General features: G+C 69.6%; 21 protein-coding genes, 2 pseudogenes and 1 riboswitch. Of the genes and pseudogenes, 13 read left to right on the plus strand and 10 right to left on the minus strand.

Annotation, left to right across the window (positions count from 1 at the left end):
• Nucleotides 1–80, plus strand: a pseudogene (locus tag A5701_RS29235) (serine/threonine protein kinase); the annotation flags it as partial.
• Nucleotides 81–124: 44 nt separating this feature from the next.
• Here the strand turns inward: A5701_RS29235 and A5701_RS01685 are convergent.
• A pseudogene (locus A5701_RS01685) lies at nt 125–922 on the minus strand (glutamate ABC transporter substrate-binding protein); the annotation flags it as partial.
• The gene (glnX, locus tag A5701_RS01690; RefSeq protein WP_067747854.1) at nt 919–2,238 is read right to left on the minus strand and encodes a protein kinase G-activating protein GlnX; all 1,320 of its coding nucleotides are present in this window, start codon (nt 2,236–2,238) and stop codon (nt 919–921) included. The gene glnX and the pseudogene A5701_RS01685, both read right to left, overlap by 4 nt.
• 134 nt (nt 2,239–2,372) lie before the next feature.
• On the opposite strand from glnX, the gene A5701_RS01695 reads away from it, so the two are divergent.
• On the plus strand, nt 2,373–3,008 hold the full coding sequence (locus tag A5701_RS01695) for an NUDIX hydrolase (protein ID WP_067747857.1): 636 nt from the start codon (nt 2,373–2,375) through the stop codon (nt 3,006–3,008).
• On the opposite strand, the gene thiE is transcribed toward A5701_RS01695, so the two are convergent.
• Nucleotides 2,980–3,651 carry a thiamine phosphate synthase gene (thiE, locus tag A5701_RS01700; RefSeq protein ID WP_067747859.1) on the minus strand — a complete coding sequence of 224 codons (672 nt, stop codon included), beginning with the start codon at nt 3,649–3,651 and terminating at the stop codon, nt 2,980–2,982. The genes A5701_RS01695 and thiE overlap by 29 nt on opposite strands.
• A 36-nt stretch (nt 3,652–3,687) precedes the next feature.
• Nucleotides 3,688–3,797: riboswitch (TPP riboswitch) on the plus strand.
• Nucleotides 3,798–3,799: 2 nt separating this feature from the next.
• Between thiE and thiO the strand changes: the two genes are divergently transcribed.
• Genes thiO through A5701_RS01720 form a run of 4 tightly spaced genes read left to right on the plus strand, consistent with a single transcriptional unit; the run spans nt 3,800 to nt 6,513 of the window.
• Nucleotides 3,800–4,813: a glycine oxidase ThiO gene (gene thiO, locus A5701_RS01705; RefSeq protein ID WP_067747896.1), complete on the plus strand. Its 1,014-nt coding sequence runs from the start codon at nt 3,800–3,802 to the stop codon at nt 4,811–4,813.
• Entirely contained in the window at nt 4,810–5,007 is a 198-nt protein-coding gene (thiS, locus tag A5701_RS01710; RefSeq protein WP_067747861.1) for a sulfur carrier protein ThiS, read from the plus strand. Before thiO ends, thiS begins: the two co-directional genes overlap by 4 nt.
• Nucleotides 5,000–5,758, plus strand: a complete 759-nt coding sequence (locus tag A5701_RS01715) for a thiazole synthase (RefSeq protein WP_067747863.1) — start codon at nt 5,000–5,002, stop codon at nt 5,756–5,758. Before thiS ends, A5701_RS01715 begins: the two co-directional genes overlap by 8 nt.
• Nucleotides 5,755–6,513, plus strand: a complete 759-nt coding sequence (locus A5701_RS01720; RefSeq protein ID WP_067747865.1) for an SGNH/GDSL hydrolase family protein — start codon at nt 5,755–5,757, stop codon at nt 6,511–6,513. Before A5701_RS01715 ends, A5701_RS01720 begins: the two co-directional genes overlap by 4 nt.
• A gap of 4 nt (nt 6,514–6,517) precedes the next feature.
• On the opposite strand, the gene A5701_RS01725 is transcribed toward A5701_RS01720, so the two are convergent.
• Nucleotides 6,518–7,039, minus strand: coding sequence for a serine/threonine protein kinase (locus A5701_RS01725; protein WP_067747867.1), 522 nt, complete (start codon nt 7,037–7,039; stop codon nt 6,518–6,520).
• A 64-nt stretch (nt 7,040–7,103) separates the two neighbouring features.
• Nucleotides 7,104–7,628 (minus strand): serine/threonine protein kinase, encoded by a 525-nt coding sequence (locus A5701_RS01730; RefSeq protein WP_067747869.1) that lies wholly within the window; start codon nt 7,626–7,628, stop codon nt 7,104–7,106.
• A gap of 393 nt (nt 7,629–8,021) precedes the next feature.
• On the opposite strand from A5701_RS01730, the gene A5701_RS01735 reads away from it, so the two are divergent.
• The 5 genes from A5701_RS01735 to A5701_RS01755 are packed head-to-tail and all read left to right on the plus strand — an operon-like array spanning nt 8,022 to nt 13,332.
• The gene (locus tag A5701_RS01735) at nt 8,022–8,357 is read left to right on the plus strand and encodes a CD225/dispanin family protein (protein ID WP_046183018.1); all 336 of its coding nucleotides are present in this window, start codon (nt 8,022–8,024) and stop codon (nt 8,355–8,357) included.
• A gap of 15 nt (nt 8,358–8,372) precedes the next feature.
• Nucleotides 8,373–8,798 carry a DUF2752 domain-containing protein gene (locus A5701_RS01740; RefSeq protein ID WP_067747871.1) on the plus strand — a complete coding sequence of 142 codons (426 nt, stop codon included), beginning with the start codon at nt 8,373–8,375 and terminating at the stop codon, nt 8,796–8,798.
• Between the two features lie 53 nt (nt 8,799–8,851).
• Nucleotides 8,852–10,354, plus strand: coding sequence for a M28 family metallopeptidase (locus A5701_RS01745; protein ID WP_067747873.1), 1,503 nt, complete (start codon nt 8,852–8,854; stop codon nt 10,352–10,354).
• The gene (locus A5701_RS01750; RefSeq protein WP_067747875.1) at nt 10,351–11,823 is read left to right on the plus strand and encodes a M28 family peptidase; all 1,473 of its coding nucleotides are present in this window, start codon (nt 10,351–10,353) and stop codon (nt 11,821–11,823) included. The genes A5701_RS01745 and A5701_RS01750 overlap by 4 nt, the downstream gene beginning before the upstream one ends.
• 45 nt (nt 11,824–11,868) lie before the next feature.
• Complete coding sequence (locus A5701_RS01755; RefSeq protein WP_067747877.1) at nt 11,869–13,332, plus strand: HNH endonuclease signature motif containing protein; 1,464 nt, start codon at nt 11,869–11,871, stop codon at nt 13,330–13,332.
• A gap of 11 nt (nt 13,333–13,343) precedes the next feature.
• Here A5701_RS01755 and A5701_RS01760 read toward each other — a convergent pair whose 3' ends face one another.
• Entirely contained in the window at nt 13,344–13,916 is a 573-nt protein-coding gene (locus A5701_RS01760) for a hypothetical protein (RefSeq protein ID WP_067747898.1), read from the minus strand.
• A gap of 123 nt (nt 13,917–14,039) precedes the next feature.
• On the opposite strand from A5701_RS01760, the gene A5701_RS01765 reads away from it, so the two are divergent.
• Nucleotides 14,040–14,414 (plus strand): hypothetical protein, encoded by a 375-nt coding sequence (locus A5701_RS01765; RefSeq protein WP_156669865.1) that lies wholly within the window; start codon nt 14,040–14,042, stop codon nt 14,412–14,414.
• 219 nt (nt 14,415–14,633) lie between these two features.
• The gene (locus A5701_RS01770; RefSeq protein ID WP_156669866.1) at nt 14,634–16,133 is read left to right on the plus strand and encodes a peptidase; all 1,500 of its coding nucleotides are present in this window, start codon (nt 14,634–14,636) and stop codon (nt 16,131–16,133) included.
• Between the two features lie 17 nt (nt 16,134–16,150).
• Here the strand turns inward: A5701_RS01770 and A5701_RS01775 are convergent, their stop codons facing one another.
• The 4 genes from A5701_RS01775 to thiD form a co-directional block, all read right to left on the minus strand.
• A complete protein-coding gene (locus A5701_RS01775; RefSeq protein WP_067747881.1) occupies nt 16,151–17,020 on the minus strand; it encodes an LLM class F420-dependent oxidoreductase in 870 nt (289 codons plus the stop codon).
• Between the two features lie 19 nt (nt 17,021–17,039).
• Nucleotides 17,040–17,474 (minus strand): MarR family winged helix-turn-helix transcriptional regulator, encoded by a 435-nt coding sequence (locus A5701_RS01780; protein WP_067747883.1) that lies wholly within the window; start codon nt 17,472–17,474, stop codon nt 17,040–17,042.
• 32 nt (nt 17,475–17,506) lie between these two features.
• Nucleotides 17,507–18,130: an alpha/beta family hydrolase gene (locus tag A5701_RS01785; RefSeq protein ID WP_067747886.1), complete on the minus strand. Its 624-nt coding sequence runs from the start codon at nt 18,128–18,130 to the stop codon at nt 17,507–17,509.
• On the minus strand, nt 18,127–18,899 hold a 773-nt coding region (thiD, locus tag A5701_RS01790), incomplete at its 5' end, for a bifunctional hydroxymethylpyrimidine kinase/phosphomethylpyrimidine kinase (RefSeq protein WP_067747892.1). The genes thiD and A5701_RS01785, both read right to left, overlap by 4 nt.

Below are 18,899 nucleotides of genomic sequence, written 5' to 3' on the forward strand. Positions count from 1 at the left end.
ACCTCGGCGGCGGCCTGGTCGAGATTCCGCGGGTGCGCGACATCGACCCGCTCGAGGCCCTGATGACCAGCCCGGTGTTGGTCAGGTTGACCCCGATGCCGTAGGGCTGGGTGGCCATGTTGGGTCCGACGATGTGCAGGTAGGGGTCCTCCTCGACCAGCCCGGCCAGGATCGAGTCGTCGGTGCTGACGGCGTCGATCTCGCGCTGCTGCATCGCCACCAGGCAGTCGGCCCAGTTGACCACCGACACCACGATCGGCGGCGGGTCGATCTGGCGGATCCGGTGCAGCGACGTGGTGCCCTTGGCCACGCACACCCGCTTACCCGACAGGTCGCTCACCTTGGCGATCGGGGAATCCCGCGGCGTCAGGATGCGCTGGTTGGCGTCGAGGTAGACGGTCGAGAAGTTGACCTGCTTGCGCCGGTCGCAGGTGATGGTCATGGTCTTGACCACCACGTCGACTTCGGAGTGCTGCAGGGCGGTGACGCGCTCGTCGGACGACAGGATGCGGTATTCGACGTGCGACGGGGCGCCGAAGATGTCGCGGGCGATCTCCCCGGCGATGTCGACGTCGAAACCGGTGATCTCGCCGGTGATCGGGTCGCGGAAGCTGAACAGGTTGCTGCCGATGTCGAGCCCGACGATCAGCCGGCCGCGGGCGCGGATGTCGGCGACCGCGGCGTCCGCCTCGGCCTTGGTGGGGAAGGGCCGCAGGCTCGCGGTCAGGTCGCAGCTCTGGCTGGCGTCGTCGGCCGGCAGTGGCGGCTCCGGCGGCAGCTGCTGCATGCCGACCGGGGTGGGCGGCGGCAACGTCGGCACGTTGGGAACCGACAGCGATTCCGTGTGCGAGCAGCCCGCGACCGCGGCCACCGCGGCGAGCGCGGCGCCCGCCCGCCGCAACCGGCCCGGCCGCGTCGTCATCGATACTCTCTCAGCCGGGGCCACAGGCCCAGGGCCACCGCGATGGCGGCGCCGAGGCTGAGCACCACGCCGCCCACCTGGGCGCCGGACAGCCCGCTGCGCGCGCTCAGGACGTCGTTGCGCAGGTGGTTGCGGCTCTGGTCGATGGCCTTCACCAACTGGTCCTCGAGCTTGTCGAATGCCGGGGTGGAGTCGTCCTCGCTGCTGCCGAGCGCCACCTGCGTGGCCGCGCGGTAGTTGCCCACCGAGATGTAGGAGTTGATTCTGTCGTTGGCCTGCCGCCAGCGCAGCAGCAGCTGGTCGGCGCCCTCCAGGTCGGGCTTGTCGACGGCGTCGCTGCGGACCATGTACTGGTCCAGCTGGGAGTGCATGGAGTCGATGCGCTGATAGAACGACTGCTTGCGCTTCTCCTCGTCTCCGCGGCGGATCAGCGACAGCGTCTCGTCGGCGCGGGCCTGCTGGGCGGTGATCGCGACGTTGGTCACGATCCGCAGCGAGTCCGCGGCGGTGTTCTTGGCGCTACGGCTGGCGGCCGTGGAGATCGTTAGCGCAGTTCCGACCCATACCACCATGACGAGAATAGCGAGGCCGCCCACGACCAGTCCCGGGTTGATCCGGCGCCTGGTGCGCCGGGCCAGCCACCGATGGGAGAAGGCGCCGAAGACCGCGGTCGCGGTGACCACCAGGATGACCGGCGCCGGAATCTGCGTGGACGCGGTGGTTTCGGCGTCCACCCGCTCCGACGTCGCCTGATACAGCTGCGCCGCGTCGGGCAGGATCGTCGACTGCATGAGCCCCGAGGCTTCCGACAGGTACGACGAACCGACCGGGTTGCCCTCCCGGTTGTTGGTGCGGGCGATTTCGATCAGGCCGGTGTAGACGGCCAGCTCGGCGTTGATCCGGCCCAGCAGCTGCACCAGCGGTTCGTCGGTCAGCCCGCTGGACGCCCGGGTGACCGCCACCGTCGCGTCGGTGATGGCCTGCTCGTAGCGCTGGCGGACGGGCGGTGGCTCGGCCTCGGCGATGAACGCCGTGGCCGCCGCGGCGTCGGCCACCGAGAGGGTCGTGTAGAGCCGTCCGGCGGCGAACGACAGCGGTTCGGTGTGGTTGAGCACCGTGGTCAGCACCTGCTGGCGGTGGTTGATGGTGGTCGACGTGGCGAAGGCGCAGATGCCGCCGAGCACGGCCAGCACGATTCCGATGCTGAGGATGCGGCCGGGTGTGGTGGAGATGAACCACCAACGCGGGTGGGCTGGTTCGGCCGGCGACCGCGACCCCTGCGGTTCCGTCGACGGGTGCGCCAGCTCAACCGTCACGTCGAATCAGCCCTCATCTTTCGCGGCCACTGGAACGCTGCACGAAACTCTATAAGCGAATTCTAAGAGAATGTCGCGGCAGATGGGTGGAGGCAGACCAATTGACCAGCCGATCACGTGCATATCCTGAACGCGTGCAGGGCGACGGTGACGGCTGGGTGGTTTCCGACAGCGGCGCCCACTATTGGGGCCGTTTCGGCGCGGCGGGTCTGCTGCTGCGCGCCCCGCGGCCGGACGGCACCCCCGCGGTGCTGTTGCAGCATCGCGCGGTGTGGAGCCACCAGGGCGGGACCTGGGGACTGCCGGGCGGGGCGCGGGACAGCCACGAGACCCCGGAGGAGACCGCCGTCCGCGAGGCGCACGAGGAGGCCGGCCTGCAGGGCGAGCTGCTGACCGTGCGGTCCGCGGTGGTCACCGCCGAGGTCGCCGGGCTCGGCGGCACGCGCTGGACCTACACCACGGTCGTCGCCGACGCGGCCGAGCCGCTGCCCACCGTGCCCAACCGGGAGAGCGCCGAGATGCGCTGGGTCGCCGAGGACGAGGTGGCCGAGTTGCCGCTGCACCCCGGCTTCGCGGCGAGCTGGCAACGGCTGCGCACCGCCACGGCGCTGGTGCCGCTGGGCCAGGGCGACGAACGACGGCGTCACCTGCCGCGCACGATCGAGATCGAGGCCGGCGTCTTCGTCTGGTGCATGCCGGGCCCCCCGCTGCAGGCCGACACGGCGCCGCTGCATCCCCGCATCAGCTCCGTGCTGCAAGCGCTGAGCTGAGCCGCTGCGCCGCCGCGCGCGGGTCGGAGGCCGCGGTGATCGCCCGCACCACCACGATGCGCCGGGCGCCGGCGGCGAGCACTTCCGGCAGCCGCTGCTCGTCGATGCCGCCGATGGCGAACCACGGCTTGTCGCCGCCGAAACCGGCCGCCGCCCGCACCAGCCCCAGGCCCGGGGCGTCCCGGCCCGGCTTGGTCGGGGTGGGCCAGCACGGGCCGACGCAGAAGTAGTCGGTCTCGCCCTCGGCGGCAGCGGCGGCCTGGTCGACGTCGTGGCTGGACAGGCCGAGCAGCACGTCCGGGCCGAGGAATTCGCGGGCCACGTCCAGCGGCAGGTCGCCCTGCCCCAGGTGCAGCACGTCGGCGCCGGCGGCGCGGGCGATGTCGGCCCGATCGTTCACCGCGAACAGCGCGTGGTGACGCCTGGCCGCGTCGGCCAGGACCTCGCACGCGGCCAGCTCGTCGCGCGCCTCCAGGGGCCCGAACCGCTGCTCACCGGGCGATCCCTTGTCGCGCAGCTGGATGATGTCGACCCCGCCGGCCAGGGCGGCGTCGGCGAACTGGGCCAAATCGCCGCGCTCGCGGCGCGCGTCGGTGCAGAGGTATAGCCGCGCGGCCGCCAGCCGGGTAACTCGCTGATGCACACCGCGACGCTAGCGCGCTAGCGTGGAGGCCGAAGAACGTGCAGACACGGGAGTCCCGGGAACGGGGTCTGAGAGTGGGCGCGCCTGCCCTTACCGTCACACCTGATCCGGGTCATGCCGGCGAAGGGAGGCCCCCGGAATGGACGGGATGCCATCGGAGCTCGGGTCGCTGGCCGTCATCGGTGGCGGCGTCATCGGCCTGGCGGTGGCGCGCCGGGCGGCGCAGGCCGGGTGGTCGGTGCGGGTGCACCGCACCGCCGAGAACGGCGCGTCGTGGGTCGCCGGCGGCATGCTGGCCCCGCACAGCGAAGGCTGGCCCGGCGAGGAGCGGTTGCTGCGGCTGGGCCTCGAGTCGCTGCGGCTGTGGCGCGAGGGCGGCTTCCTCGACGGGCTGCCGCCGCAAGTGGTCACCGCCCGCGAGTCCCTGGTGGTGGCGGTCGACCGGGCCGACGTCGCGGACCTGCGCACCGTCGCCGACTGGCTGTCCGCGCAGGGGCACCCGGTGGTCTGGGAGTCGGCCGCCCGCGATCTGGAACCGCTGCTGGCGCAAGGCATCCGGCATGGCTTTCGGGCGCCCACCGAGCTGGCCGTGGACAACCGCGCGGTGCTGGACGGCCTGTCCGCGGCGTGCGAGCGCCTCGGCGTGCGCTGGGCGCCGCCGGCGCGCGACCTGTCGGTCGACGGCGACGCCGTGGTGATCGCCAACGGGATCGACGCCCCCGCGCTGTGGCCGGGCCTGCCGGTGCGGCCGGTGAAGGGCGAGGTGCTGCGGTTGCGGTGGCGGCGTGGGTGTATGCCGGTGCCGCAGCGCGTCATTCGCGCCCGCGTCCACGGGCGCCAGGTGTACCTGGTTCCCCGCGCCGACGGGGTGGTCGTCGGCGCCACCCAATACGAACACGGGCGCGACACCGCCCCAGTGGTGTCGGGGGTGCGGGACCTGCTCGACGACGCCTGCGCGGTGTTGCCGGCGCTCGGCGAATACGAGTTAGCCGAGTGCGCCGCCGGGCTGCGGCCGATGACGCCCGACAACCTTCCCCTGGTGCAACGCCTCGACGAACGGACGCTGGTGGCCGGCGGCCACGGCCGGTCCGGCTTCCTGCTGGCGCCGTGGACCGCCGAACAGATCGTGTCCGAACTGGCCCCGGTCGGAGCCCGGTCATGATCGTCGTGGTCAACGAGCGGAAGGTCGAGGTCGATGAGCGAACCACGGTGGCCGCGCTGCTGGAGTCGCTCGGCTACCCGGACCGCGGCGTCGCGGTGGCGATGGACGACGCCGTGCTGCCCCGATCCCGTTGGAGCGCAACGCTTTCCGACGGTTCTCGGCTCGAGGTGCTGACGGCGGTGCAGGGTGGCTGAAACCAAACTCACCATCGGGGATCGCAGCTTCGCTTCGCGGCTGATCATGGGCACCGGGGGAGCGACCAGCCTGGCCGCCCTGGAGGAGGCGCTGGTCGCGTCGGGTACCGAGCTGACCACCGTCGCGATTCGGCGGGTCGACGCCGAGGGCGGTACCGGCCTGCTCGACCTGCTCAACCGGCTCGGCATCACACCGCTGCCCAACACCGCGGGCTGCCGCAGCGCGGCGGAGGCGGTGCTCACCGCGCAGCTGGCCCGCGAGGCGTTGAACACCAATTGGGTCAAGCTGGAGGTGATCGCCGACGAGCGCACGCTGTTGCCCGACGCGGTCGAATTGGTCCGGGCGGCGGAGCAATTGGTCGACGACGGGTTCGTCGTGCTGCCCTACACGAACGACGACCCGGTGCTTGCCCGTCGGCTCGAGGACGCCGGCTGCGCGGCGGTCATGCCGCTGGGGTCGCCCATCGGCACCGGCCTGGGCATCACCAACCCGCACAACATCGAGATGATAGTCGCGCGCGCCGGCGTCCCGGTGGTGCTCGACGCCGGCATCGGCACCGCGAGCGACGCCGCGCTTGCGATGGAGTTGGGTTGCGACGCTGTACTTTTGGCTACCGCGGTGACCCGGGCCGCCGATCCGGCGACGATGGCGGCCGCGATGGCCGCCGCCGTCACCGCGGGCTATCTGGCCCGCCGTGCGGGGCGCATTCCCAAGCGCTTCTGGGCGCAGGCGTCCAGCCCTCAGCGATGAAACGCTATGTGGCGCTGGGCAGTTCGATGGCAGCCGGTCCCGGCATCAGGCCCCGCGCTGCAGGCGCTCCCTGGGGCTCGGGCCGGTCGGCGCGCAACTACCCGCACCTGGTCGCGCGGCACTGCGGCCTGGACTTGGTAGACGTCACGTTTTCCGGCGCGACCACCGCGCACGTGCTCGCCGATCACCAGCGCGGCGCGCCACCCCAGATCACCGCGCTGAACGGGTCGGAAAGCCTGGTGACCATCACGATCGGCGGCAACGACGTCGGCTACATTCCGCTGCTGATGGCCGCGTCGTTGCCACGCCCCGTCCGCCGGCTGCCACTGCTCGGTGCGCGCATTGTCGAACTGCTGGACCGCGACGCGCGGATCGAGGCGCTCGACGCGGTGTTCGAATCGTTGTGCGGGGTCGGACACGCGGTGCGCGAGCGCGCACCGCGGGCCCGGGTCCTATTCGTCGACTACCTGACCGTCCTGCCGCCCGCGGGTGCGCCGGCCGCGCCGCTTTCGCAATCGGATGCCGATCTGGGCCGCCACGTGGCCGCGACGCTGGAGCGGCTCACCGCCGACGCGGCGATCGCTACCGGCTGCGAGATCGTCGGGGCCGCCGCGGCCAGCCGCGAACATCACGCGTGGTCGGGTGACCCTTGGACCACGAGACCCGGTGTGCCGCTGCCGGGCCGAGCGGCGCCGTTGCACCCGAACGCGGCCGGGATGCGCGCCGTCGCCGAGCTGGTGTCGGCGCTGTTGTGACGGGTCAGCCGTTCGTGCGCCACCACTGGTAGAGGGCGTTGACGTCGGAGTTGGCCGCGGTGAGGTGGCCCAACACGTTCTTGGCGTCGGTGGTCCAGGTGAGCGTCGCGTAGTTCTTGTAGGTGCCGCAGGCGATCTGGCCGCCCGTCTGGCCGTTCTGCTTCCAGGTGCCCGGTGACTGCCCGGCGTCCCCGCACGCGGCCAGGGACACGTCCTTGATGGTGGAACTGAACGCGGCGCCCAGGTTGGTGCCGTTGGAGAACAGGGCGTAGACGCCGGAGCCGGGTCCGCTGGGGTCGGGGCTCTGCCCGCACAGGAGTTCGGCCAGTTCGCCGGATTCGGTCAGCTCCTGCGGCTTGCAGTTGTTGAGGCCGTAGCCCTTCGAGAGGTTGGCGGCCAGCGTGTTCATGTCGGCGGCGCTGCCCGTGTTGGGTTCCGCCACCGCGATGGCGCTACCGGCGAAAGCCAGACATCCGGTGAAAGCTGCGGCCGACGCGGCTCGCAGCGCGGTGGTGAGATGTGACATTTTCGTTGCCTCCCTGCGGTTGTTGGATGGGTGATGCAGAAAACTGTTGCCCCCCAACAGAAGTTCAGCCGTTGGCCCGCCACCACTGGTACAGCGCCGCGGCGTCGGTGTTCGGCCCGCGGATATAGCTCAATGTGTTCTTGGCATCGGTGGTCCAGATGATCTCGGCGGCGTTCTGGTATGTCCCGCAGGCCACCTGACCCGCATTGCCGTTGCTCCCCTGGTGCCAGCTGGTGGGCGACTGGCCGCTGTCGCCGCACGTGCTCAGCGCGTCGTCCTTGATGCTGGCCTTGAACGAGCCGACCAGGTTTTCGCCGTTGTTGAACAGGATGTACTTGGCCTGGACCGGGCCGCTCGGGTCGGGGTTCTGCCCGCACGCCAACGACGCCAGTTCGCCGGTGGTGATGCTCTGGGCCGTGCAGTTGTTCAGGCCGTAGCCCTTTGACAGCGATGCCGCAAGCGTGTTGACGTCCGACGCGTTACCGGTGTTCGCGGGATCCGCGGTGGCGGTTGCCGTGCCGGCGAAGGCGGCGCCGCCAGCGAGCGCCGCGGCCGCGACGGCCCGCAACGCGTTGCTGAGATAGGACATCCCACGACTCCTCGGCGGTTGTCGAGCCGGCGTCGCTCACCGGAGAAACATGCTTCCGCTAAGTAGGGATCGTAGGGCTATGTCGTGACAAAGCAACACATTCCGCTGGCAATTGTCTGTCTGGGCATCCTTTTCGGTGACGCGGCACGGCGGGGCCGCATGCCGGCTAGTCCGAAAGCCGATGCCGCTCAGTCCCTTTCGTATGGTGCCTTGCCATCGGCGCTGGGCGGCGGAAGGGGCGGGCAGGAGAACGGCGGTTGAACGCCGCGCGACCGCCGCGACGTTCTGCGACGGGTCGAAAGGGGATTTTCAAATTGCTGGTGCCGCCGTGACTGTGCTCGGGTATGGTTAGCACCGTTTCACGCCAGCTAACTTCTCGGGACTGGAGAATCCATGACACAGCCACCGGCACCGCCCCCTCCGCCGCCTGGTTACCCGCCGCAGCAGCCCGCCGGGCAAGCGCCGAATAACTATTTGGTGTGGTCCATCCTGGTGACGCTGTTCTGCTGTCTTCCGTTCGGGATCGTGGCCATCGTCAAATCCAGCCAGGTCAACGGGCTCTGGGCGCAGGGCCGTTACGCCGAGGCGCAGGCGTCCGCCGACAGCGCCAAGAAGTGGGTGATCTGGTCGGCGGTCATCGGCGTCGTCGTGGGCATCATCTACGGCATCCTGATGGCGGTCGGCGCGCTGAACACGAACACCAATGCGGCACTTGCCGCGATGTTCTAAGCCCGGTTCGCGACCATGGTGACCCGCCAAGGGTCGGCGCCGTCGAGTGTGGGCGCGCCACTGCTGGTGGCCGCGTCCGCGACGCTGATGTGCGCCGCCATCTGGGCGGGTGACCCGACCACTCCCAACGGTCCGCTGCCGGTGTGTCCCACCAAGGCGCTGTTGGGTATCGACTGTCCGGGATGCGGCAGCTTGCGAATGCTGTACTCCCTGATGCACGGCAACATCACGGCGGCCGCCAGGTTCAACGCCTTGGGCCTGGCGGCTGTCGTGCTCTTGGTGTGGGCGTACCTCGCCTGGACCTACGGGCGGCTCGCGGGCAGGCGGATCCGCAGCTGGCAACACACTCGCTGGTCCGCCGTGGTGGCCATGGTGTTGGTCGGGGCGTGGTTTGTGGTGCGCAACATCCCCTTTGCACCGTTCAACGCCCTGTACGTCTGATACCGCCGTGTCCTGAACCCGGCCGGTGGCACCGCGGTCTAACCTGGGGCGCGATGGTGAACAAATTCGCGACGGTACCTGCGGCGCTCGTCGTGGTCGCCCTGACCGCATTCTCGACCGGCTGCTTCCACAAGTCGGCAAACTCGCAACAGGCAACGGGCGACCCCGCCGCGGCGGCCCGGTTCGCCAGCGCCCTGCACGACAAAGTCACGAGCGACGCGATGATGGCGCACCTGGCAAAGCTCCAGGACATTGCCAACGCCAACAACGGTACCCGGGCGGTGGGTACCCCGGGTTACGAGGCCAGCGTCGACTACGTGGTGAACACGTTGCGCGGCAGCGGTTTCGACGTGCAGACCCCCGAGTTCTCGGCGCGGGTGTTCCACGGCGACAAGCCGGAGGTGACCGTCGGCGGTAAGCCGGTGGAGGCGCACGCGCTGGACTTCAGCCTCGGCACCCCGCCGGGAGGAGTGAGCGGTCCGCTGGTGGCCGTGCCCGCCAGCAACGGCCCCGGCTGCGCACCTCCGGATTACGGCAGCCTGCCGGTTCAGGGAGCCGTCGTCCTGGTGGACCGGGGCGGTTGCCCCTTCGCTCAGAAGGAAGACGCCGCGGCGCAGCGCGGAGCGGTCGCGATGATCGTCGCCGACAACGTCGACGAGCAACAGATGGGTGGCACGCTGGGCCCGGACACCAACGTCAAGATCCCGGTGGTAAGCGTCACCAAGTCGGTTGGCGTGCAATTGCGCACCCAGCCGGGGGGCGTCACCATCAAGCTGAACGCGAGCGTCCAGAGTTTCAAGGCGCGCAACGTGATCGCCCAGACCAAGACCGGCTCGACCACCAATGTCGTGATGGCCGGCGCCCATTTGGACAGCGTGCCGGAAGGCCCGGGCATCAACGACAACGGTTCAGGCGTGGCCGCGATATTGGAAACCGCTCTGCGGCTGGGCAATTCGCCACCGGTACGTAACGCGGTGCGGTTCGGCTTCTGGGGCGCGGAGGAACTCGGGCTGATCGGTTCGCGCAACTACGTCGAGTCGCTTGACTTGACCGGGCTCAAAAGCATTGCGCTGTATCTGAACTTCGACATGCTCGCGTCGCCGAACCCCGGCTACTTCACCTATGACGGTGACCAGTCGCTGCCCGCGGACGCTCGCGGCCAGCCGGTGGTGCCGGAGGGGTCGGCCGGCATCGAACGCACCCTGGTCGCCTACCTGAAGTCCGCCGGGAAGACCGCGCAGGACACCTCGTTCGACGGCCGTTCCGATTACGACGGATTCACCCTGGCGGGCATCCCCGCCGGCGGCCTGTTCTCCGGTGCCGAGGTGAAGATGTCCGCGGATCAGGCAAAGCTGTGGGGCGGGACCGCGGACCAGCCCTTCGACCCCAACTATCACCAGAAGACGGATACCCTCGAGCACATCGACCGGACCGCTCTGGGCATCAACGGCGGAGGCGTCGCCTACGCGGTGGGCCTGTACGCGCAGGACCTCGGCGGCCACAACGGGGTGCCCACGATGGAGGACCGCACGCGTCACGTGCTAACCAAGCCATGACCCGTCGGCTCCGCGCGGCAATGCTGCTGGTGACCTTGTTGCTGGCGTCGTGCACATCGGCGCGGCCGGGATCCCCGACTGCCGCACCGGATCTGGCGCACGGCCTGGCCGGCAAGGTGACCACCGAGGCGATGTTCACCCACCTGCGCGCGCTGCAGAACATCGCCAATGCGAACAAGGGCAACCGGGCCGACGGCACGCCGGGTTACGACGCCAGCGTCGACTACATCGCTAAAGCGTTGCGTGACAAAGGTTTCGAGGTGCTGACGCCGCAGTTCGACCGGCTCTACACCGTTTCCCCGGGCAGGCCGTCGATGACGGTGGCTGGCCGCAGCTACACCGTTGACCAGGCCTCGCTGCTGGTCCAGACGCCGCCCGGCGGACTCACCGGGCAGCCGGTCCGGCCCACCCAGCCGTCGGGCTGCGCGGCGGGCGATTATCCGGCCGTGCTGCCCAAGGGGTCGATCGCCGTCGTAGACGACACACGTTGTTCGGTGGTCGACAAGCAGAACAGCGCGGTGTCCAAGGGTGCGGCGGCGCTCGTCGTGCTCAGTGCGCCCGCCGGCCAGGGCGCCCCGCCCGCCCTGTTCGCTCCCGGCTACTTCAAGCAGCTGACCGTCCCCGTCGCGGTCGCCAACCCGGCCACCGCCACCGCGCTCTCCGGCGCGACCGCGCCAATCCGCCTGGTGCTGGACGCCCAAAACGTCAAGATCACGTCACGGAACGTGCTGGCGCAGACCAAGACCGGCTCGCCGCACGACGTGATCGTGGTGGGCGCGCACCTCGACAGCCCCCGCGGCGGCCCTGGCATCAACGACGACGGAACCGGGGTGGCCGCGGTGCTGGAGACGGCGCTGCAGCTGGGCCCCCTGGCGCCCGTGAACAACGCAGTGCGGTTCGCGTTCTGGGGCGCCGACGAGGACGGGCTCAACGGCGTCATGGACTACGTGTTCGGCATGAACAGCGATCAGCTCAACGACATCGCGATGTACCTCAACTTCACCACGCTGGGTTCTCCCAACGCCGGCTTCTTCACCGAAGACGGCGATCAGTCCGGTCCGCCGTCGCCCGGGGTGACTTACGCGGACGTCCCCGACGGGTCGGCCGGCATCGAGCGCACCCTGGCCGGTTACCTGAACCTGGCCGGGAAGCGGCCCGCGGACATGCCGCTGAACACGCTCGCCGACTACCACCCCTTCATGGTCGCGGGCGTGCCGATCGGCGGCATGACGGCCGGGGCGTCGCAACCGAAGACCACCGTGCAGGCCCGGCTGTGGGGTGGGCAGGCCGGGGCCCCGTTCGACCCCAACTACCAAGGCCCCCGCGAAACCGTCGACACCGTCAACCGGGACGCCCTGGCCATCATGGGGTCTGGCGTCGGATACGCCGTAGGCAGCTATGCGGAATCCATCGGCGGCGTCAACGGCGTGCCACCGCACGACAAGCGGCATCGGACCCGGGTGCCATAACCGCTGCTCGGCGCCTTGTCGGGGGGCCGCGCTACACTCGAACACATGTTCGATAAACGGCTACACGAGTACTGGGAGCCTCCCCGGTGTGAGCGATCCCGCGCGCTGGTGGAACGGATGTGCTCCTCGTGGCGGCTGGAGGCGCGGATGGTCGCGGACCGGCTGGACGCCATCGGGGAGTTGTTCGAGCTGCGCCGCGCCCAGCGCGGTGAGGAGTCGGATTGGGCGGTGGACACCTGGGCGGCGGTGGGGGCCGAGGTGGCCGCGGCGTTTCGGGTGAGCCTGGCGATGGCCGGCAGCTTCATGCGGTATGCGCTCGCGATGCGTGAGCGGCTGCCGCAGGTGGCCGAGGTGTTCCGCGCGGGCGACATCAGCTATCGGTTGTTCCAGACGATCGTGTACCGCACCGATCTGATCACAGACGCAGCCGTGTTGGCCGCCGTGGATGCCGAGCTGGCGATGCGTGCGGCGAGGTGGCCCTCCATGACCCGGGGCCGGTTGGGCGGCCAGGTGGACAAGATCGTGGCGAAGGCCGACGTCGATGCGGTGCGCCGCCGCGACCAGTCGCAGGCCGAGCGCTGGGTCGGGGTCGAGGATCTCGAGGGCGGCATGTCCGAAATCCACGGCAGCTTGTTCAGTCCCGACGCCCACGCGCTGGATCGGCGGCTGGATGCGTTGGCGGCCACGGTGTGTGAGCACGACCCGCGCAGCGCAGATCAGCGGCGCGCCGACGCGCTTGGGGTGCTTGCCGCCGGCGCGGATCGGCTGGGCTGCCGCTGCGGGCGCCCCGACTGCACGGCCGGAAAGCGGCCTGGCGCAACGCCGGTCGTCATTCACGTGATCGCCGAGCAGGCCAGCGTCGAGGGCGCCGGGTCGGCTCCGGCGTCGGAGGTGGGCGCGGACGCGCTGATCACCGCCGAGGTCGTGGCCGAGCTGGCCGGCTCGGCCAAGCTGGTGCCCCTGGGCGCCCCGGCCGAGGCCGAGCCGCGCTACACCCCGTCCACCCGGCTCGCCGACTTCGTGCGGTGCCGGGACCTGACGTGCCGGGCCCCGGGTTGTGACCGCCCGGCTGTCGACTGCGACATCGACCACACGATCCCGTACTCCGAGGGCGGTGCGACGCACCCGTCGAACCTCAAATGTCTTTGCCGCCAACATCATTTGCTGAAAACTTTTTGGGGCTGGCGCGACGAACAACTGGAGGACGGCACCCTGATCTGGCGGCTGCCCGACGGACACACCTACGTCACCACCCCGGGCAGCGCGCTGCTGTTCCCCGGCCTGTGCGTGCCCACCGGTGACGCTCCGGCCCCCACACCCGTCGAGCGGTGTGGTGAGCGCACCGCGATGATGCCGCTGCGCACCCGCACCCGTGCCCAAAACCGGGCCCAGCGCATCGCCACCGAACGGCACCGCAACCGCCAAGCCCGGCTGGCCGCCCACCCCGTGGCGCCGGCCAGTTCGATACCCGCCGGCCCCGCGCCCCCAGAGGATCCACCGCCCTTCTAGGGCCTGCGCCGTCAAGGCATGTGCGGGTTCATCATTCGTCCGCAGCCCATCCCGCCGCGACCCATCATCTGCTGCATCATGGCCGGCATGCCCTGCTCCACGAAGCCGGTGACTTCGCGCGCGTGCGCTCGGATGACGTCGGTGAGGGCAGGGTCGTCGGCGGTCTCCTCGGCGATCACGCCCCCTGGGGTGAACGTCAGCTGCCGCCGGTAGCCGCCGGCACGACGGAATAGCGTCGGCAGGGTTTGGCTCATGCAGCTGACTTCGGTTCCCTGATCCAGGTGGGCGTACATGCTCGAGACGTGCGCCTGGAGTTGGGCGGTCAGATCCGGGGACGTCGATTCGGTGGTGGTGCGCACGCCGCCGGGAATGTCCTCGACCACCCGGCTGATTTCGCTGTGCCGCATGAACATGTCCATGTAGCGGTTCATGTCCATGTGACCGGCGCCCATGAAGCCGCCGCAGTTGGTGAGGCGGACTCCTGCGGGCCAGATGCCGCGACGCGCGTAGCGCAGACCCAGCACGCCGCCCGCACCCAGCGCACCGAACGCGGCAAGCGCCGCGCGCCGTGTCAAATTGGCCATCGTCACGTTCCTTCGGGACAGACTCCTGCACGCAATTTAGGCAATCTGACCAGACCCGCGAATCCCGTACTAGGGCCAATGGTCCCTACCCCCGGTGGGTATATGTGTGACATCGTCCTGGGCATGACTGAAACTCCTGAATCCAGCGTTGGGCCCGTGACCGGCAACCACGGGGACGGGCCGTACGCGCGCAGTCGGCTGGGCCACGTGGCCGCATGGGTGGTCATCGTCGCCGGTGTGGTGTTCGTCGTCGCGGTCATCTTCTTCACGGGGCTGTTCTTGGGCTGGTCCTCGGGTGACCACTACGGCTGGCGCCACGGCTATGGCGGCGGCCGTGCCGGCACCTGCCCGATGATGCAGCCCGGCGGCATGATGGGGCCCGGCATGATCGGACCCGGCGGCATGATGGGGCCCGGCGGGATGGGACCCGGCGGGATGGGACCCGGGGGCCCGGTGGGGCCTCAGCAGACGCCGGCACCGACGGCGCCGCGCCCCTAGCGGGCAACGCGCCTGAAACGGCGCCGCCGAGTTCGCTATTGCCATCGGACAACCCACCCGGCGCTCCTGGTTCGACCCCCGGTAAGCCGCCCGCAATCGCGCGCCCACGCGGCCGGCGCGGGCGTTCGACGGTGTTTTCATTCGGGCTGTCACGGTTAGCCAACCGCTCTAGAATGAGACGCTTTGGTCTGCCCTGTAGCCGGTCGGGATGAGGTTGGTATGAAGAGCCGTGCGCGCAATCGACGTCAGCAGGCCGGTGGCCGTCCGCGCAGGGCGGCCGCCTTGCTGAGGGCGGCGTTGAGCTGCGCGGCGGCGGCAATCGTGGTGGCGGGGTGTGCATCCTTCGTCGACGGGCGGGCGCTCTCGATGCTCAACGATCCGTTCCGGGTGGGCGGCTTGCCCGCGACCAACGGCCCCAGCGGCATCCGCTCGAACGCACCCGCCGCAACCGGCACCGTGGTCAACACGGACGACGGCGCGATCGATAAGTTGTCGTTGCTGTCGGTCAACGATATCGAGGACTACTGGAAGTCGGTGTACGGGCAGTCCCTGAAGGGAAGCTTCGTTCCCGTCGGAAAGATGGTGTCCTACAACTCGAAGGATCTGTCCAGCCCGATCGTTTGCCACAACGACACCTACAAGCTCGTCAACGCCTTCTACACGTCGCGCTGCAACCTGATCGCCTGGGACCGCGGGGTGTTCATGCCGGTCGCGCAACGGTACTTCGGCGACATGTCGGTCAACGGCGTACTGGCCCACGAATTCGGCCATGCCCTGCAGAACATGGCGCATCTGGTGACCAAACGCGACCCCACGATCGTGCACGAGCAGCAGGCCGACTGCTTCGCTGGCGTCTACCTGTTCTGGGTCGCCGACGGCAAGTCGCCGCGGTTCACGCTCAGCACCGCCGACGGGCTCGACCATGTGCTGGCCGGGATCATCACGACCCGCGACCCCGTGATCGACAGCGAGAGCGAGAACGACGACGAACACGGGTCCGCCCTGGACCGAATCAGCGCCTTCCAAATGGGTTTCATCAACGGGGCATCGGCCTGCGCGGGGATAGACAAGAAGGAGATCGAGCAGCGCCGCGGCGATCTGCCCAACGCTCTGCGCGTCGACAGCAGCACCGGAAACCCCGAGACCGGTGAGGTCCCGATCGACCAGGACACCCTGTCGACGTTGATGGAACTGCTGGGAAAGATCTTCTCCCCGAAGAGCCCGCCGGCGCTGTCCTACCAGGCTGCCGATTGCCCCGACGCCAAATCCAGCCCGCCGGCTTCCTATTGCCCGTCCACCAACACGATCGTGGTCGACCTGCCAAAGCTCGCGGCGATGGGCAAGGTCGCCGACGAGAACGAGCAGACCCTGCCGCAGGGCGACGACACCGCCCTATCGGTCGTGATGTCGCGGTACGCGCTCGCCGTGCAGCACGAACGCGGGCTGGCCATGCAGAGCCCGTGGACCGCGCTGCGCACGGCGTGCCTGACCGGCGTGGTGCACCGCAAGATGGCCGAACCCATCGAGCTGTCGTCGCAGAAGCAGTTGTTGCTGACGGCCGGTGATCTCGACGAGGCGGTGGCCGGGTTGCTCACCAACCATCTCGTCGCCAGCGACGCCGACGGCACCAGCGTGCCCGCCGGTTTCACCCGGATAGCGGCGTTCCGCGGCGGCGTGACCGGCAACATGGACGCCTGCTACTCCCGCTATCCGGGGTGACCGGAAGGCCGTCGGAGTCAACCGATCTCGTCGAGCCTGGGAATGACGTCGTCGCCGAGTCGCCGGATGAAGCCGACGGGATCGGGGTTGCCGGGGAATGGGCCGGCGTTGACCATCTCGACGCCCAGTTCGGCGAAGCGCTCGACGGTCCTGAAGTACCCGTCGAGGTCGTCGAACGGATTCACGAAGAGGCCCACCGTCTTTCGGATCTCGCCCGGGTCCCGTCCGACGGTTTCGCAGTGGCGGTTCAGCACCTCGATCTTGTGCTTGAGCTCGTCGGGATCGGTCACGGTGCTGTTCCAGATGTCGGCGTACTGCGCGACCAGCCGTAGCGTCTTCTTTTCGCCGTCGCCGCCAATCAGGATCGGCGGTCGCCGAATCGGTTGCGGCTCACAGATTGTCTCGGCCAACTGGTAGTGCTTGCCCCGGTAGGGCCCGTTGTCCTCGCTCCACATCTGACGGCAGATCTGCAGCGTCTCTTCGAGCATCTCGAAACGCCGGCTCACCGGCGGATAGGGGAAGCCGAGGGCGAGGTGCTCGCGGTCGTACCAGGCCGCGCCGAGCCCCAGCGCCGAGCGGCCCTGCGACAGCACGTCAAGCGTGGTGACCGCCTTGGCCAGCATTCCCGGGTATCGATACGTGACGCCGGTGACCAGCAGGCTCAGGTCGATCTTGGTCGTCTGTCCGGCCAGGAAGCCCAGTGACGTGTAGCCCTCGAGGAACGGGTCCTCCGCCCGTCCCATCGCCTCCATCTGAAAGAAATGATCCGCCAGCGTGAACAGCGTTGCGCCGCCCTGTTCGGCGGCCTTGGCCGCATCGGCCAGCGTCGGACCCAGCGCCGCTGGGTTGCCGGGCAGGAAATCGATGAAGTGCACACCTAATTGCATGGCAGCCCTTGCCCTTTCGTTACTCGGTCAAGCGCTCGAGCAGCGTCAGCGCATCGAGGATGACGCGACGCTCGCGTTCGGAATACCGCTCGTGGATGGCGCGCGCCAGCCACTCCTCGCGGACCTGTCGGTTGCTCTCCGCGCGTCGCCGGCCCGTTGCGGTCAACGAAATCAGTTGCCGCCGGCCGTCTTCCGGGTCGGGCGTGCGCTCGATGAGCCCCCGCTGCTCGAGTGCGGCCACTATCGTGGCCATGGATTGTGGACGCACCCGTTCGGCCGCAGCCAGGACACTCGCCGATGAGGCCCCCTCTTTCCAGAGCCGGTTCAGCACCGCGGTCTGCGAGGGAGTCAGGTCGTCGTCGGTGGCGAGTTCCCTCAACTGACGCCGCAGCCGGCTGAACACCACCCGCAGGTCGCGGGCCGCCGCGGCCGCGGACTCAGCGATGCCGTCCACAACGCCAGTTTAGACTGATCAGCCCAGACTGTCTAATTCCGCCCGAGCAACTGGAGGGCGGCCTCGACCGCCAGCGCCGCCACGTTCAGCGTCTTGGACCGCAGATCGTGCCGGGCGCCGGCGATCTCGACGACCGCCGTGGTGCCGGTGACCAGTGCGGCGGCGGCGCGCAGCTCCTCGGGCGTGCCGAAGGGGTCCGACGTCCCGTGCGTGAAGACGGTCGGCACCCTGATGTCGGGTAGGTGCTCGGTGCGCGCGCGCTCCGGCTTTCCCGGCGGATGCACCGGGTACGAGAACAGCGTCAACAGGTCCACGGAAGCCTCCCGGTCGGCCACCACCATGGACGTCTGCCGGCCGCCATAGGAATGTCCGCCTGCGATCAGCGGACCCTCGGCGAGGTCGCGGCACAGCGTGATCGCCTCGACGATTCCGGCGCGGTCGGCGGCCGCCGAGCCGGACGGCGGTCCGCTGGGGCGGCGTCGCCGGTAGGGCAGGTTGTACCGGACCGCGAGCCAGCCGCGCCGCGCCCACTCCTCGCAAACCTGTTGCAGCAGCGGCGAATCCCGGTTGCCACCCGCGCCGTGGGTCAGTACCACCACACCCGCGGCGGGCCGATCGGGTTCGTGCGCCACACCGGCGATCCGGTCCAGGTTCATGACAACCGAAACAGTGGTGAGACGGGCCCGTGTCCATGGCCCAACGGATAGGAGGCGCGCAGGCACTCGGTGACCCACCGCTTCCCGAACCCGACCGCGTCGGGCACGGAGTAGCCGTGCGCCAGCGCGCACGCGATCGCGGTGGCCAGCGTGTCGCCGCCGCCGTGGTCGTTGCCGCCGGGCAGCCGCTCGGCGTCGAACTCATACCAGGACGCACCGTCGTAGAGCAGGTCACAGCTGCGATCCGACGACCGCAGGTGGCCGCCCTTGACCAGTGCCCACCGCGGCCCCAGCGCGTGCAGGGCCTTGGCCGCCTCGCGCTGAGACCCCACATCCACGACGTCGACGCCCACCAGCAGCCGCACCTCGTCGAGGTTCGGCGTCACCAGCGTGGCCAGCGGAAACAATTGGTCGCGAAGCGAATCCAGCGCCGACGCAGCCAGCAACGCGTCGCCGTGCATGGACGCGCACACCGGATCGACGACGAGCGGGACCGTCAGACCCAGCCGGCGCCAGGCGGCGGCCACCGCGCCGATGATGGTTGACGACGCCAGCATCCCGGTCTTGGCGGCCTGCACGCCGATGTCGGTCACCACCGCCTCGATCTGGGCGGCCACGACATCGTCGGGCACCTCGTGAAAGCCCTTGACGCCCAACGTGTTCTGCACGGTGACCGCGGAGACCGCGACGCAGGCGTGCACGCCGAGTAGCGCCATGGTGCGCATGTCGGCCTGGATGCCGGCGCCGCCCCCCGAGTCGGACCCGGCGA

Source organism: Mycobacterium sp. E3305 (assembly GCF_001666785.1).
In the GTDB taxonomy this organism is placed as follows: domain Bacteria; phylum Actinomycetota; class Actinomycetes; order Mycobacteriales; family Mycobacteriaceae; genus Mycobacterium.